Genomic DNA, 14,005 nt, shown 5'->3' with positions numbered 1-14,005 from the left:
AGTCTATGAACATTGGCGTGATTGCCCGGTATTTGATTTTGCTCGTTGGAATTCTCGTATACGTCGGGAGTTGTCATTCGGATGTCATGAATTCGGCCCAGAAAGAAGGACTGATTCCCGACGATTACCGCTTTGGTGATCTCTACCGGATGGCAAATTTACCCCAGTTTAAAGCCGAACAGATTCCCTGTCCGCCCGCCTACGCAGCCAACGGTCCGCGGAAACCCATTCATTTGTACATCATCGGCGATAGTTTTTCCGAACCCCCGCGCGTTACGCGGAACGACTTCCCGATTGAATATTTTCACCGCACCAAATGGGACACGCACCACCGGGTTCAGTTGGATACCACCAAAACCAACCTCCTGATTATAGAAACCGTCGAGCGCCATTTCCGGGATCAGTTTGGGAAACACATCGACGAACTGACCGTAGTTCCGGACACGACCCAAGCCGAACCGACGTCCGAAAACCGCATGACCTGGCAAAGCATTACGAAGGAAATGGAAACGTTTTTTTCGCGGGATGCCGTCGAAGCCCGGCTGGAAACCATCCTGTTCTTTTCGGACTGGGCGCTGTGGTTCAAGGAGTTGAAAGCCTGGCTGACGCTGGATTGGTTCGGCCGCGTGAATCCCAAAACAACCCTGTCGCCGGATGGAAAGCATTTGTTGTATTACCTCGATACAGACACGTCATTAACGAACTCATCGTTCAGACCCCTGCCCGATTCGCTCCTGAACCGGTATATCGATACGATCAATGTAGTGGCCGACCGGTACCGGAAAGCCGGTTTTGACCAGGTGTTTCTGTCCGTTATTCCCAACAAAACCAGCATTTACGCACCGGGCATGGGACCGCTACCCTATAACCACCTCATCGAACGTGTTCAGCAAAGCCCCCGGCTGGCCATTCCCGCAATCGATGTTTACACGCCTTATACCGCCAGTTCGGTTCCGCTGTATGAAACCAGCGATGCGCACTGGAATTGCGCCGGTCGGGAAATCTGGATGCGGGAAGTAACAAAAAAGCTTACCACGGTTAAGTGATAAGCTTTGTGTGTAGGACGTAGCGGGCTCGAACCGCTGACCTCCGCCCTGTCAAGGCGGCGCTCTGAACCAACTGAGCTAACATCCTGTCGTCATTTCAGGCCACAAAATTAGGAGATTTCTTCGGTTTCCAAACGAACGCGGTAAACTTTTTGTGAAGGAATTCGCCACAGCAGCAGTAATCCGGCCACAAAGAGCACCAATAAGGCCAAAACGCTGTTGCGCATACTCCCCGTAATCTGCTCGATAAGTCCGTACATGAGCGTGCCGATCACGATGGACAATTTATCCGTCACGTCGTAAAAACTGAAGTACGAAGCCGTGTCCTGCGTTCCATCCGGGATGAGTTTGGAGTAAGTCGCCCGCGACAGGGCCTGAATACCGCCCATTACCAGGCCGACCACCACGGCCAGCGCGTAAAACTGGTTTTCGCTCATCACGTAATACGCCCCGACGCAAATGCCGATCCAGACCGTTACGGCCATCATCAGCGCGTAAATGTTGCCAAACCGCCCCGACAGACGGGCAAACAGAATGGCTCCCGGAATGGCGATCAATTGAATAAGCAGAATGGTGATGATCAGACTTTGGGCGGGCAGTTTCAATTCGTCACTACCGAAGATTGTAGCGATGTACATCACCGTCTGGACGGCCATGTTGTAAATAAAAAAAGCCAGCAGAAACCGTTTCAGCAACGTTTGCGTCTGCACTTGCGCATACACTTTCTGTAGTTCCCGAAAACCGTTGAAAATCCAGTTACCCGAGGTTTTGGTGCGAATCCGGCGCTCGGCGTTTGGCAAATACCGGAATGAAAGCATGGCGAATCCGAACCACCAGATGCCCACCGTCAGGAACGAAATCCGGGAAGCCATCGCGCTGGACAGGCCGCCGTACCACTGCGGAAACAAAATCATGGTCAGGTTGAACACCATCAGCAGCACACTCCCGATGTAGCCCATCGTAAAACCGCGCGCGCTGACCCGGTCGATCTGGTCCTCGGTTACGATTTCGGGCAGGTACGAATTGTAGAAAACGATGCTGCCTCCCCAGCCAACCAAACTGAGGATAAAACAAAAAACCGCGAAGGTCGTCGTCTCCTGCGTGAAGAAATACAGCAGCGCACAACTGATGGAACCCAGAATGCAGAAGAACTTCATGAACGACTTTTTCTGACCGCTGTAATCGGCCAGAGCGGACGAAAACGGGCTCAGGAGCGCAATCAGGAGGAAAGAAGCCGAAACGGAGTAAGAGAACAACACCGAATTTTTTACCGGAAACCCCAGAAAATCAATGACGTTGCCACCCGCTTCGTTCAAGGCCGTCGCGCTGAAGTAGACTGGAAAAATACTGGAAACGATGACCAGCGAATGCACGGAATTCGCCCAGTCATACAGACACCAGGCGTTGACAATACGGGGGTTGTTTTTCATAAAAGAGGAAGCCATGATGGAATGAAGCTCTACAGGGAATCGGAAGCGGTGAAAGCCACTCTCTTCTTCATGCCATCGTTCCTTCACTCCTTTTTGTAATACCGGACGTAATCGACCGTAAAAATAAACGGAAATTTGGTGTCGTCAATAGTCCCCCCGCTCGTGCCGCCTATAGCCAGGTTCAACAACAGGTAATGCGGTTTTGTAAACTGCTGCCATTCGGCGGCCGTCATATCACTGGCCTTGTAAATAGCATAGTTGAACTCATCGACAAAAATCCGGATTTGCTCACGGTCCCATTCCAGCGTGTAGGTATGAAAAGCGGTAGACAAATCGGTTATTGTGGGCGAAATACTAATGAGTGGCGCATCTTTTCCGTCGGCTCCCGCTTTGTGCAGGCTACCGAAAACGAACTGCGGAGCAAAACCGAGCCATTCCATGATATCGATTTCACCACAGGCCGGCCAGCCCACAACATCCCGGTTTTTGCCCAGTGTCCAGATGGCCGGCCAGGCCCCTTTCCCGTCCGGCATTTTGGCACGAACCTCCACCTTTCCATACATAAAATCCTGCTTTCCTTTCGAAATGACACTGGCGGAGCTGATCGGATGCGACTGAAAATTATCCTTTAATGCCGTGATGATTAAATGCCCGTTTTCGACCTTGCTATTTTCCAGCCTTTTCGGTTGATAATATTGAGCTTCCCTGTTTCTGATAAAACCTACTTCGTACGTCCAGCGGGTGGAATCGGGCAAACCAGTATATTCAAATTCATCCGACCAGACTAATTTGTAGGTTGGCTCGGGGTCTGGCTCGTGTTTGCAGGCAATGAAGGTTAAACTAAAGAGGGTCACGAATCCGAAAAAATACTTCATACGAGTTGAGTTAGTTGAGTAGCTCCCGCAAAAGCTCGGGTTCATCCGTCGTGATAAAATCGACTTTTTGATCCAGGAACCATTTCATATTAAGTTGATCATTCACCGTCCAGACATTGACCGTCAGGTTTTTCTGGTGGGCCTGAGGAATCCAGTCAGGCTTCAGGATCAGAATGCCGAAATAATAATTCAGGCCCGTTATCTGGTCGGCGGCCAACTCATCGGGCGTTTTATCGCCGTTCAAATACGCTACATGGGCTGCTGGATCTAACACGATCAGAGTCTTGCAAACTTCATAATCGAAACTGATGTAATCGACCAGCACCTGAGCATTCATTTTTTTTACCAATTGCACTACTTTCCGGGCCGTAGCGATGGAGCGGTCTTTACTAATCGTCGAGGATTTGATTTCCAGAACTAGCCGGGTTTTAGCCTGTTTCGTCCCTTCAGCCAGGTACGCCTGGAGTGTGGGTAGAGGCTCACCATTACTCAGTTTCAATGCCGAAAGCTGGGTAGAAGAGCTGGTTTCGAGTACAACACCTTGAAAATTAGCATCATGGTTGATGAACAAAACGGAGTCAGCCGCCATCTGAACATCAAATTCACTTCCCCAACAGCCCAGTTGTATTGCCTTCTGGAGTGCGGCAATCGAGTTCTGGGGTGCGCCAATCACTTTCCAGGCACCCCGGTGCGCAATGATTTTGGTATCGTAAACCGGCGTTGTAACCGGGTCTTTTTTAGCATTACAGGAAACAAGCAGCAAACAACTGATTATAAAAAGTACAAACCTATTCATAATATGATTAAATACTCATTTCTAAAAGACGTCATACCAATAAAGTTACTGATTTATTTTCTCTGACCACCTTCGTCCAGCGTCAAAAATCCGAGCCGGTTTAAACTTAAGTCCGGTGATCGCGGTTAAAATGGCAACCATACCAGCTTCCGAGCCATCCCCGTTCATGAACCGACTTGCCCAAGAAAGTAGCCCTTATCTCCTGCAACACGCCCACAACCCGGTCGACTGGTTTCCCTGGGGACCCGAAGCACTACAGAAAGCGCAGCAGGAGAACAAACCGATTCTGGTGAGCATTGGGTATTCGGCCTGCCACTGGTGCCACGTCATGGAACGGGAATCTTTTGAAAATGAAGCGGTTGCCTCGGTCATGAACGACAATTTTGTGTGCATCAAAGTGGATCGGGAAGAGCGCCCCGATGTCGATGCCATTTACATGGATGCCGTTCAGGCCATGGGGGTGCAGGGCGGCTGGCCCCTGAACGTGTTCCTGATGCCCGACGCCAAACCGTTCTACGGCCTGACGTATCTCCCGGCCCGTCAGTGGGTAAACCTGCTGACCAGTGTGCGATCGGCATTTGCCGAACACCCGGATCAGTTGGCCGAATCCGCCGAGGGTTTTGCCAAACAACTGAACATGAGCGTAACGGAACAATACTACCTGACCGATGCCGCCCCGGCCTTTACGCAGGAATTGCTCGAAGCGATGTATCAAAAACTGGCGTCATCCTTCGACCCAGTGAAAGGCGGACCTCGTCGGGCACCCAAATTTCCGATGCCGAGCATCTACGGTTTTCTGCTGCGGTATTACCACGTTACGAAAAACGAAGAGGCTCTGAACCACATTCGCCGGACACTCGATTTCATGGCATTGGGCGGTATTTACGACCAGATCGGGGGCGGATTTTCCCGGTATTCCGTTGATGACCAGTGGTTTGCTCCCCACTTCGAGAAAATGCTGTATGACAACGGCCAGTTGGTTTCGCTGTATTCCGAAGCCTACAGCCTGACCCAAAGCCCTTTGTATCGCCAGACGGTTTTCCAGACGATCGACTTCCTCCAGCGGGAATTGACCAGTCCGGAAGGCGGTTTTTACTCGGCACTGGATGCCGACAGCGAAGGGGTCGAAGGCAAGTTCTACACCTGGACAACCGCCGAATTGCAGAAAATCCTGGAAGATGATTTCAGATGGTTTAGTGAATTGTACCACATCGCACCCGAAGGCAACTGGGAAGAACACGCGGGCGTCGGGCGAAACATTCTGCACCGCGTGGTGCCGGACGACGATTTTGCCCGGATGCAGGGCTGGTCTCAGTCGGAATTAGCCGACAAACTTTCCGTCGCGCACCAGAAATTGATGACCGTCCGGAACCAGCGCGTCCGACCCGGTTTAGACGACAAGATTCTGTGTTCCTGGAACGGCCTGATGCTGAAAGGACTGGTGACGGCCTACCGGGTTTTCGGAGAAGATTCCTTCCTGGAACTGGCCGAACGAAACGCCCGGTTTATTCTGAAAAAACTGACCCATCCGGAAACCGGTCAACTCTGGCACAGCTACAAATCCGGGGTGAGAGAACAGGACGGGGTCGCTACGATTGTGGCTTATCTGGAAGACTACGCGGCCGTCATCGACGGTTTTCTGGCACTCTATCAGGCCACATTCAAGGAAGAATACCTGCTTGAAGCCGACCGACTCGCCCGCTACACCCTCGATCATTTCTGGGACGAAGAAGACCACTTGTTCTTTTTTACCGACCAGGCGGCAGAACCGTTGATTGCCCGAAAAAAGGAGGTTTTCGATAACGTCATCCCGGCGTCCAACTCCATGATGGCCCATAACCTCTACGCCCTCAGCCTGTTGCTGGAGCGCGCGGTCGATGGCGCTCCGGCTTACACGGATCTGCTCACGGCCATGCTGGGGCTGGTGCAACCCCTGCTGCAACAAAATGCCGATTACCTGACCCACTGGGCCGCGCTCTACGCGATGCGGGTGCAGCCAACCGCCGAACTGGCCATTGTGGGGCCAGATGCGGAGCAGTTCCGTCGCGAAATCGACCAGCGGTTTTACCCCAACAAAATCCTGGCGGGAACCCTGACGGAAAGTGACCTCCCACTGCTGGAAAACCGGACCGAGGTAAATGGAAAAACCGCTATTTACGTCTGTTACAACCGCAGTTGTCAATTGCCGGTAACGAGTGTGGAGGCTGCATTTAGCAGTTTGGAAAATTAATAACTGGACTTTCGCTTGTTGCCCCGTTCCCCTAAAGGAGGCTTTAACATCCGGATTTGAAAGTCCCCTTTAGGAGAACGGGGCAACAAGCGTCCTAATGAAAACGAATTGGGAAGCGTTTTAACCGCCAATCAAAACGGTGGGGAGACCGAGCACGATGGAACCGCCGTGGGCCGTCGTATCGCCTACGCGGGCGGCTGGTTTTCCGGCAATCAAAACCGTTGCCGATCCTTTGATGATGGAATCCGGAGGGCCTGTGCAGGTACACAAATCACCGACACAGGCTGCGGGCTGCCCGCCAATCAGAACGACGGCCTGACCGGGCGGCAGAATGGGGCCACCCACGTGGGGAACGGTGCCCGTTACCATCGGGCAAACGTGCAGATCTCCGACCCGGGCGGCTGGCAATCCCATTTGATTAAATCACTTTGATCAATTTGAGAACCATGTATACACCACTGGGGCTGGCAGCGCCTTTTTTGTGGCTAAAGATGGTTTTGGAGTTGATGACGCCCAGATTTTTAGAACGCACCTGTTCCCGGCCCAGGGTGGTGAGACCCAGTCCAACCAGCAGGTAAAAACCGGCCAACATCAATCGATTTCTAAATAGCTTTTTCATCAGTATCAGGTCAACTTTTTCCTCCCCTTCCCTGAAAGATCAGGATCAAAACCGGTGGAGAGCGGACAATTCGTTTCAATACCCAAAAGTACACGGTTGTTCCGGAAGAATAGTGCGTAGTTTCCCCTGTTTTGCGAAGTGAAAAGTACCTTTTTTACGCTTTCAGGAAATGCGGCCGGGGTTTTCGCTGGCGAAAGCCGACCAGGCTCCTTTTTTCGACTTCTTACCCGTTGACTTGGTTCCCGGCAGCGCATTTTTGTGAAAATGGTGGCAAATCGCAATCGCCAGCGCATCGGTCGCATCGAAAAACTCGGGGTTCAGTTCGGCCTGCAACAGATGCCCCACCATGTGAGAGACCTGCTCCTTGGATGCATTGCCGTTGCCCGTCACCGACTGCTTCACCTTTCGGGGGGAATATTCTACAATCGGAATGCCGCGTGACAGCGCAGCGGCCATGGCCACGCCCTGCGCCCGCCCCAGTTTCAGCATCGCCTGAACGTTTTTTCCGAAAAAGGGATCTTCAATCGCCATTTCATCGGGCAGATGTTCCTCGATCAGTTGAATCATCCGATCAAAGAGTTTCTTCAATTTCAGTTCGTGGGTGCTATATTTGCTCAGGTGAATGACGCCGTATTGCAACATACTCATCTGATCTTTCTGGATTCGGATGACGCCATAACCCGCAATCTGCGTTCCGGGATCGACCCCCAGAATAATTTTGTCGTACGCTTCAAGTTCGGTAGCAGCAAGTGGTATGGGCATGGAAGGTCGTACGGAGTTTTAGCAACTTAACTATGCAAAGTAACGGGTTCGTCCCTCAAAGAACGTATTCCAGGACCAAAAAAATCGTTTTTTGGTCGAAAATCGGCATTCTTACCCTGATCGTCAGTTACATCGGCATTACGCTGAATCGCCAGCAACACGACCTGCAATCCGTCTTCACCTACTGGAAAACCGCCAACTGGCTCAGCCTACCGGCCCTGCTGTTGCTATTGCTCACGCCCGCCAACTGGCTGCTCGAAGCCCTGAAATGGAAAATCCTGGTGCAACGGGTCGAACCCATTTCGTTGAAAGAAGCGACCCAGGGCGTACTGGCCGGTCTGGCGATGGGGTTTGCCCTGCCCGCCCAACTGGGCGACACCGCCGGCCGACTGCTTTCGCTCCGCTCCGACCAACGCTGGCAGGGCATCGGTGCGGCCCTCGTTTCGGGCGGAATGCAGTTTCTGGCCGCCGTCTTTTTCGGAACCATCGCCCTCTTCGTCCAGCTTCAATTCGAAACGGAAGCCTGGCCCGTGGCGCAGGGCGTGCTGTTCTGGCTGCTGGTGCTGACGATGGGGCTGGCGGTTTTGGCGGCCTGGCAGCGGCACCGACTGATTCATGTGCCGTTCCGATGGCTGCAACGCTGGGAGAAATACTGGTCGGTCGCTTCCTATTATACGACGACGGAACTGGTTCTGGCTTTCGGTGCGGCCTCGCTCCGCTACCTGACGTTTTCGCTGCAATTTTATTTTGCCCTGCTCATATTCGGCATTCAGTTACCGCTTCGGGAAACTGCCACGGGAATCGGGCTGGTGTATCTGGGAAAAACGATTATTCCGGCTTTTAACCTGCTCAGCGATCTGGGCGTTCGGGAAGCCACGTCCATGTGGGTGTTCGGCCAATGGCAGGTTCCGGCTCCGCAAATTCTGTCGGCGACGCTCACGCTCTGGTTGTTCAATATTCTGGCTCCGGTGTTGGTCGGGCTGTTCTGGGTCTGGAAACTAAAGCTTTCAACGAACTGACCGACCATGTTTTCTATTCTTCTGGTAATCTCCATCAGTTACGCTTTCTTCACGCTAATTCTGGCCGTAACCTGGTGGCGAATGACCGTGTTTACAGTTCCTGCAACGTCCCAAAATGCCAGTTCGCCCCGAATCAGCGTCATCATTCCGGTTCGCAACGAAGAACATACCTTGCCCCTCCTGCTTCGTGATTTGCAAAACCAGACTTTTGCTCCCGACGGTTTTGAAGTCATTGTCGCGGACGACTCGTCAACGGATAACACACTGAAAATCACCCAGTCGCTGGTTGGACAGATGCCTTACAATCTCCGCCCGTTGCCGCTGGCCAACGAACCGACCACCTCGCCGAAGAAACGGGCGATCCGGCAAAGCATAGCAATGGCCACCGGCGACCTGATCGTAACGACCGACGGCGACTGCCGCGTGGGACCAAAGTGGCTCGAAACGATTGCGTCTTTTTACCAGCAAACCGGCGCCCAACTCATCAGTGGCCCCATCAGTTTCAACACCGACCATTCTGCTTTTGGCAACCTGCAAACCGTCGAAAGCAGCAGCCTCATCGGTGCGGGGGCCTGCACGATGGCCCTGGGCTTTCCGACGATGTGTAACGGCGCCAATCTGACTTACGAAAAACGGGCTTTTGAAGCCGTAGACGGTTTTGACGGCATCGACCATGTGGCTTCCGGCGACGATGAACTGCTCATGCACAAGATTGCCAGTCGCTATCCTGCGGGCGTGAAATTCCTGAAGAGTCCGGATGCGATTGTCCACACCGCTCCGCAACCGACGCTGGAAGCGTTCTACCACCAGCGGAAGCGGTGGGCCAGCAAATGGCGCGCGTACCAGAGTGTGCTACCGTCGATTTTAGCGGTTTTTATCTTTACCAGTAACCTCGCGCTGCCTGTCACTCTGCTCGCGTATGGGTTCGGGAATCTGTCGGCGATTCAACTAATCGGCATCGTAGCCTTGAAAGCTGTGCCGGAGTGGCTATTTTTGGGCTCCGTTTTGGTATTCCTGAAAAAAAAGCCGGTGCTTTTCTGGATTCCGGTCACGCAACTGGTATATCCGTTGTACGTGGTTTTTTTCGGGCTGGCGGCTCAGCAAAAGGGATTCCGCTGGAAAGACCGGACGTTGCGATAGTCCCACCAAAAACCGCATCAGCGAACTGATTCTATGTTTTTACATAAAACAAATTTCCTGCTTCGGGCCTTCTACCCCCGGTTTGAGTGGCGCGTTCCGACTCAGGAGAAGGTGATTTACCTGACGTTTGATGACGGCCCCATCCCGGATGTCACCGAATTTGTGCTGGAAACGCTGCAAAACCACCAGGCCAAAGCGACGTTTTTCTGCATTGGCGACAACGTTAAAAAGCATCCCGGCATTTTTCAGCAGGTACACCAGGCAGGCCATTCCATTGGCAATCATACCTTTAACCATTTGAATGGCTGGAAAACCGAGGACGAGCCGTATCTGGAAAACGTTCGGCAGTGTCAACAGCAGTTGGACCTGCCGACCCGGCTTTTTCGTCCGCCCTATGGCCGCATGAAACGCAGCCAAGGCAACGAAGTCCTCAAAACGCATGATGTCATCATGTGGGATGTGCTGACGGGCGATTTTTCGCTGTCGCTGCAGCCGGAAGTGGTGTTGCAGAAAACGCTGAAATACACCGAACCTGGTTCCATCATCCTGTTTCACGACAGCCTGAAAGCCTGGCCCCGCATGAGTTACGCCCTGCCGCGGGTCCTGTCCCATTTTTCAGAACGCGGGTATCGCTTTGACGGTTTGCCCCAAACGTCCGGTTTCAGGACTTCGGTAGCGTGAACATCGACGCCAGCATTCTGATTGCCGCCCGCAATGAGGAGGACACGATTCTCCGCTGTCTTCAGGCCGTCGGGCAACTTCGGTATCCGCCGGATCGCTACGAAGTGCTGATTGGCAATGACCAGTCAGAAGACCAAACCGGGGAACTGGTGGCCGATTTTTTTCGCAATAAACCGAACTACCGGCTTATCACCATCACGCAAAAAATGGGGAAACAGGCCGGAAAAGCCAATGTACTGGCGCAGTTAGCCCAGCACGCGCAGGGGCGGATTCTGCTGTTTACCGACGCCGATTGCGCAGTGTCGCCCGACTGGCTTTCCGGGATGCTAAAACCGTTTGAACAGGAACGAATCGGGATTTTGACGGGCTGTACGCAGATTATCGGACAAACGGTTTTTCAGAAACTACAGGCCGTCGACTGGTTTTACGGACAATACCTGATCAAGCAATTAACCGACCTGAACATTCCGGTGACGGCAATGGGCAACAACATGGCGGTGCGCCGAACGGCCTACGATGCCGTGGGCGGGTATGAAAATCTGCCCTTTTCGGTGGTCGAAGATTACCAACTGTTTACCGAAATCGTGCAGCGCGGTTTTTCTTTTGGCCACCTCTTCAACCGGGAAGTCCTGGCAACCACATTGCCGTTACCAAACTGGCAAAGTTGGTTGCATCAACGTAAACGCTGGATGGTCGGGGCCTTGCAGTTACCGCCGTATTTCATCATCCTTTTTGTTCTGCAACTGCTTTTTTATCCCCTGCTGATCGTTCTGGCGTTCTGGTTTCCGACCGCAGCGGCAACGATCTGGCTGATTAAGTTTGTTACCCAGACGGCCCAGTTGCTCTGGATTCTAAACCGGTTTCGCCGGTGGGACCTGTTACCGTATTTGATCGGGTTCGAGTTTTACCTGCACATCGGCTATTTTATTTCACTCATTTATTATTGGTTACCCACGAAGCTGGTCTGGAAAGGCCGAACGTATTCATGATCGACACCCACGCCCATATTTACGATTTGCAGTTTGACGACAAGGAAGCCATGCTGTCGGCGGCTGAAGCCCAGGGCGTTTCCCAAATCTGGATGCCCAACTGCGCCACCGAAACCATCGACGCCATGATGGTACTGGCCGGGCGGTTTCCCGACCACTGTCTGCCGATGATGGGGCTTCACCCCTGCTACGTCAACGAAACCGTCGAAGACGAACTGGCGACCGTCGAAAGCTGGCTGAACCGCTATCCGTTTTTTGCCATCGGCGAAATTGGGCTGGATTTTTATTGGGATCTGACCCACGTCGACCGCCAGTTTGAAGCCTTTACGGTTCAGTTGCAATGGGCCTCGCAGCGAAATTTACCCATTTCCATTCACAGCCGTTCTGCCGCCAACGGTGGTCGAAATGCCTTTGCCGAAGCCGCCGACCTCATTGAAAAACTGGCCCTGCCCAACCTGAACGGCATTTTCCACTGTTTCGTCGGAACCGTGGAGGAAGCGCACCGCGCCATTGAACTGGGTTTCAAATTGGGCATCGGTGGTGTTTCGACCTTCAAAAATGGCGGTTTGGATCAGGTGCTGCCCCATATCGACCTGGCGCATCTGGTGCTCGAAACCGATGCTCCGTATCTGGCTCCCGTCCCTTACCGGGGCAAACGGAACGAACCGGCGTATCTGAAGCTGATTGCCCAGCGGGTCGCCGATTTGAAGCAGATTCCGCTGGCGCAGGTCGATGCGCAAACCACCCAAAATGCCCAACAGCTTTTGATTCGCTAACATGTACCGCACCATTCATATCAACCCGGTTTTGCCCGGTCAGTCCCGATCTTCGGTTTTGGTCATCTACACCGGCGGCACACTCGGCATGGTTTACGACCGCGAAAATGACCAGCTTGTCCCGTTCGATTTTGAGCAGATTCTGGATCGGGTTCCCGAAATCCGGCGGCTCGATTTTGAAGTAACGGTTATTGTACTGAGCGAACTGATCGATTCTTCGAACATGCAACCGGGAAACTGGATTCATCTGGCCCGTATCATCCGGGACAATTACGAATCCTACGACAGTTTTGTCATCCTGCACGGAACGGACACGATGGCCTACACGGCCTCGGCCCTCAGCTTTTTGCTCGAAGGGCTGAACAAACCGGTGATTCTGACGGGTGCGCAATTGCCCATTGGCGTGGCCCGGTCGGATGCGCGCGAAAATTTTATCACGGCGATGGAAATTGCCGCTGCGCAGGAAAATGGTCGGCCAATGGTGCCGGAAGTCTGTATCTACTTCAATTCGATACTGCTGCGGGGCAATCGGGCCAAGAAAAAGGAAAGTGTGCATTTCAACGCGTTTCATTCCGAAAACTACCCGTATCTGGCGATGGCCGGCGTCAACATCGAATACAATGCACCGTTCATTCATCCGTATGTACCGGATTCAAAACTGACAGTTTACGAGGAAATGGACACTCACGTAGTCGTTTTGCCGCTTTTCCCGGGTATCAACCACCAGATTATCAGCGCTATTCTGGGCATTCCGGGTTTGAAAGGGCTGGTGTTGGAAAGTTACGGTTCCGGGAATGCTCCCACGGAAACCTGGTTTCTGAATGCGCTGGAAAGTGCCATCGAACGCGGTCTGGTCATTTTCAACGTCTCCCAATGCGACGGCGGCCGGGTGACGCAGGGGCGCTACCACACCAGCAAAGCCCTGGACCGCATCGGGGTGTTGAGCGGGAGCGACAGCACTGTCGAAGCGGCCATCACCAAATTGATGTTCCTGCTCGCCAACGAACCGGATCAGGACCGGCTGAAAAAACGCCTGGTTACGCCGATTTGTGGAGAAATGAGTCTGTAAGGACCAAAAACGGGTTGTAAGTTTCAGGAATAAACCGCATCTTTGCATCCCGTTTCGACCCAGAGAGATGTCCGAGTGGTTGAAGGAGCACGCCTGGAAAGTGTGTATACGTCTAAAGCGTATCGCGGGTTCGAATCCCGCTCTCTCTGCGAAAATAACCCACTCATTCTGAGTGGGTTATTTTATTTTAAGACCACCTGAATTTGTGGCCGGATTGTTTGGCTATCCATTCGGGTATGTCCTCTGTAATTTTGCAAATCTGACTCTGGCAGGCTTTGGTTGGCGGTTCTATTTCTCTCCCAAAATTGACAGGATCGTTCCCAAATGGAACAGCTTCTATAAAGAGGTACGCGTACTTTTAACCTATACATTAGGTTAATGAATTGGAAAGTCATTGTCTGGTTAGGCAATGACTTTTTTGTTGGTATATCATATCGTATTTACGACCCACAACGTCCGTTCAATGCCGCACAAAATGTGTGATACCGCACCCATCTATCCCATTAGAATTTCAGCAATTTATTGTAGTTTAACCACTTACTATCTGGTATAATTTTCGCTATCATTCTATTT

14 protein-coding genes and 2 tRNA genes are annotated in these 14,005 nt (G+C 52.5%); 9 read left to right on the top strand and 7 right to left on the bottom strand.

What is annotated here, in order from left to right:
- Nucleotides 1-5: 5 nt before the first annotated feature.
- Nucleotides 6-1,046 (top strand): hypothetical protein, encoded by a 1,041-nt coding sequence (locus tag ACO064_RS29455; protein WP_421830755.1) that lies wholly within the window; start codon nt 6-8, stop codon nt 1,044-1,046.
- Nucleotides 1,047-1,059: 13 nt separating this feature from the next.
- Here ACO064_RS29455 and ACO064_RS29450 read toward each other — a convergent pair.
- The 4 genes from ACO064_RS29450 to ACO064_RS29435 form a co-directional block, all read right to left on the bottom strand.
- Nucleotides 1,060-1,134, bottom strand: a tRNA-Val gene (locus tag ACO064_RS29450).
- 22 nt (nt 1,135-1,156) lie between these two features.
- Nucleotides 1,157-2,476 carry an MFS transporter gene (locus tag ACO064_RS29445; protein ID WP_421830754.1) on the bottom strand — a complete coding sequence of 440 codons (1,320 nt, stop codon included), beginning with the start codon at nt 2,474-2,476 and terminating at the stop codon, nt 1,157-1,159.
- An 83-nt stretch (nt 2,477-2,559) separates the two neighbouring features.
- Nucleotides 2,560-3,351 (bottom strand): glycoside hydrolase family 16 protein, encoded by a 792-nt coding sequence (locus ACO064_RS29440; RefSeq protein WP_421830753.1) that lies wholly within the window; start codon nt 3,349-3,351, stop codon nt 2,560-2,562.
- A 10-nt stretch (nt 3,352-3,361) separates the two neighbouring features.
- Nucleotides 3,362-4,147, bottom strand: coding sequence for a glycerophosphodiester phosphodiesterase (locus ACO064_RS29435; protein ID WP_421830752.1), 786 nt, complete (start codon nt 4,145-4,147; stop codon nt 3,362-3,364).
- A 166-nt stretch (nt 4,148-4,313) separates the two neighbouring features.
- Between ACO064_RS29435 and ACO064_RS29430 the strand changes: the two genes are divergently transcribed.
- On the top strand, nt 4,314-6,377 hold the full coding sequence (locus tag ACO064_RS29430; protein ID WP_421830751.1) for a thioredoxin domain-containing protein: 2,064 nt from the start codon (nt 4,314-4,316) through the stop codon (nt 6,375-6,377).
- Nucleotides 6,378-6,497: 120 nt separating this feature from the next.
- On the opposite strand, the gene ACO064_RS29425 is transcribed toward ACO064_RS29430, so the two are convergent.
- The 3 genes from ACO064_RS29425 to ruvC all read right to left on the bottom strand — a co-directional run bounded on the left by ACO064_RS29425 (nt 6,498) and on the right by ruvC (nt 7,758).
- Complete coding sequence (locus ACO064_RS29425; RefSeq protein WP_421830750.1) at nt 6,498-6,791, bottom strand: PAAR domain-containing protein; 294 nt, start codon at nt 6,789-6,791, stop codon at nt 6,498-6,500.
- Between the two features lie 4 nt (nt 6,792-6,795).
- Nucleotides 6,796-6,996 carry a hypothetical protein gene (locus tag ACO064_RS29420; protein ID WP_150874911.1) on the bottom strand — a complete coding sequence of 67 codons (201 nt, stop codon included), beginning with the start codon at nt 6,994-6,996 and terminating at the stop codon, nt 6,796-6,798.
- 162 nt (nt 6,997-7,158) lie between these two features.
- Nucleotides 7,159-7,758 carry a crossover junction endodeoxyribonuclease RuvC gene (ruvC, locus tag ACO064_RS29415; protein ID WP_421830749.1) on the bottom strand — a complete coding sequence of 200 codons (600 nt, stop codon included), beginning with the start codon at nt 7,756-7,758 and terminating at the stop codon, nt 7,159-7,161.
- A gap of 32 nt (nt 7,759-7,790) precedes the next feature.
- Between ruvC and ACO064_RS29410 the strand changes: the two genes are divergently transcribed.
- The 7 genes from ACO064_RS29410 to ACO064_RS29380 all read left to right on the top strand — a co-directional run bounded on the left by ACO064_RS29410 (nt 7,791) and on the right by ACO064_RS29380 (nt 13,581).
- Nucleotides 7,791-8,777, top strand: a complete 987-nt coding sequence (locus tag ACO064_RS29410; RefSeq protein WP_421830748.1) for a lysylphosphatidylglycerol synthase transmembrane domain-containing protein — start codon at nt 7,791-7,793, stop codon at nt 8,775-8,777.
- A gap of 6 nt (nt 8,778-8,783) precedes the next feature.
- On the top strand, nt 8,784-9,917 hold the full coding sequence (locus ACO064_RS29405) for a glycosyltransferase (protein ID WP_421830747.1): 1,134 nt from the start codon (nt 8,784-8,786) through the stop codon (nt 9,915-9,917).
- A gap of 33 nt (nt 9,918-9,950) precedes the next feature.
- A complete protein-coding gene (locus tag ACO064_RS29400; RefSeq protein WP_421830746.1) occupies nt 9,951-10,598 on the top strand; it encodes a polysaccharide deacetylase family protein in 648 nt (215 codons plus the stop codon).
- Nucleotides 10,595-11,587, top strand: a complete 993-nt coding sequence (locus ACO064_RS29395) for a glycosyltransferase (RefSeq protein ID WP_421830745.1) — start codon at nt 10,595-10,597, stop codon at nt 11,585-11,587. The genes ACO064_RS29400 and ACO064_RS29395 overlap by 4 nt, the downstream gene beginning before the upstream one ends.
- Entirely contained in the window at nt 11,584-12,363 is a 780-nt protein-coding gene (locus tag ACO064_RS29390) for a TatD family hydrolase (protein ID WP_421830744.1), read from the top strand. The genes ACO064_RS29395 and ACO064_RS29390 overlap by 4 nt, the downstream gene beginning before the upstream one ends.
- A gap of 1 nt (nt 12,364) precedes the next feature.
- Nucleotides 12,365-13,432, top strand: a complete 1,068-nt coding sequence (locus tag ACO064_RS29385; protein WP_421830743.1) for an asparaginase — start codon at nt 12,365-12,367, stop codon at nt 13,430-13,432.
- Nucleotides 13,433-13,493: 61 nt separating this feature from the next.
- Nucleotides 13,494-13,581, top strand: a tRNA-Ser gene (locus ACO064_RS29380).
- Nucleotides 13,582-14,005 lie beyond the last annotated feature (424 nt).

Origin of the sequence: Larkinella sp. (assembly GCF_965227735.1) — a bacterium.
In the GTDB taxonomy this organism is placed as follows: Bacteria; Bacteroidota; Bacteroidia; order Cytophagales; family Spirosomataceae; genus Larkinella.
This window is presented reverse-complemented; position numbering and strand designations above follow the sequence as displayed.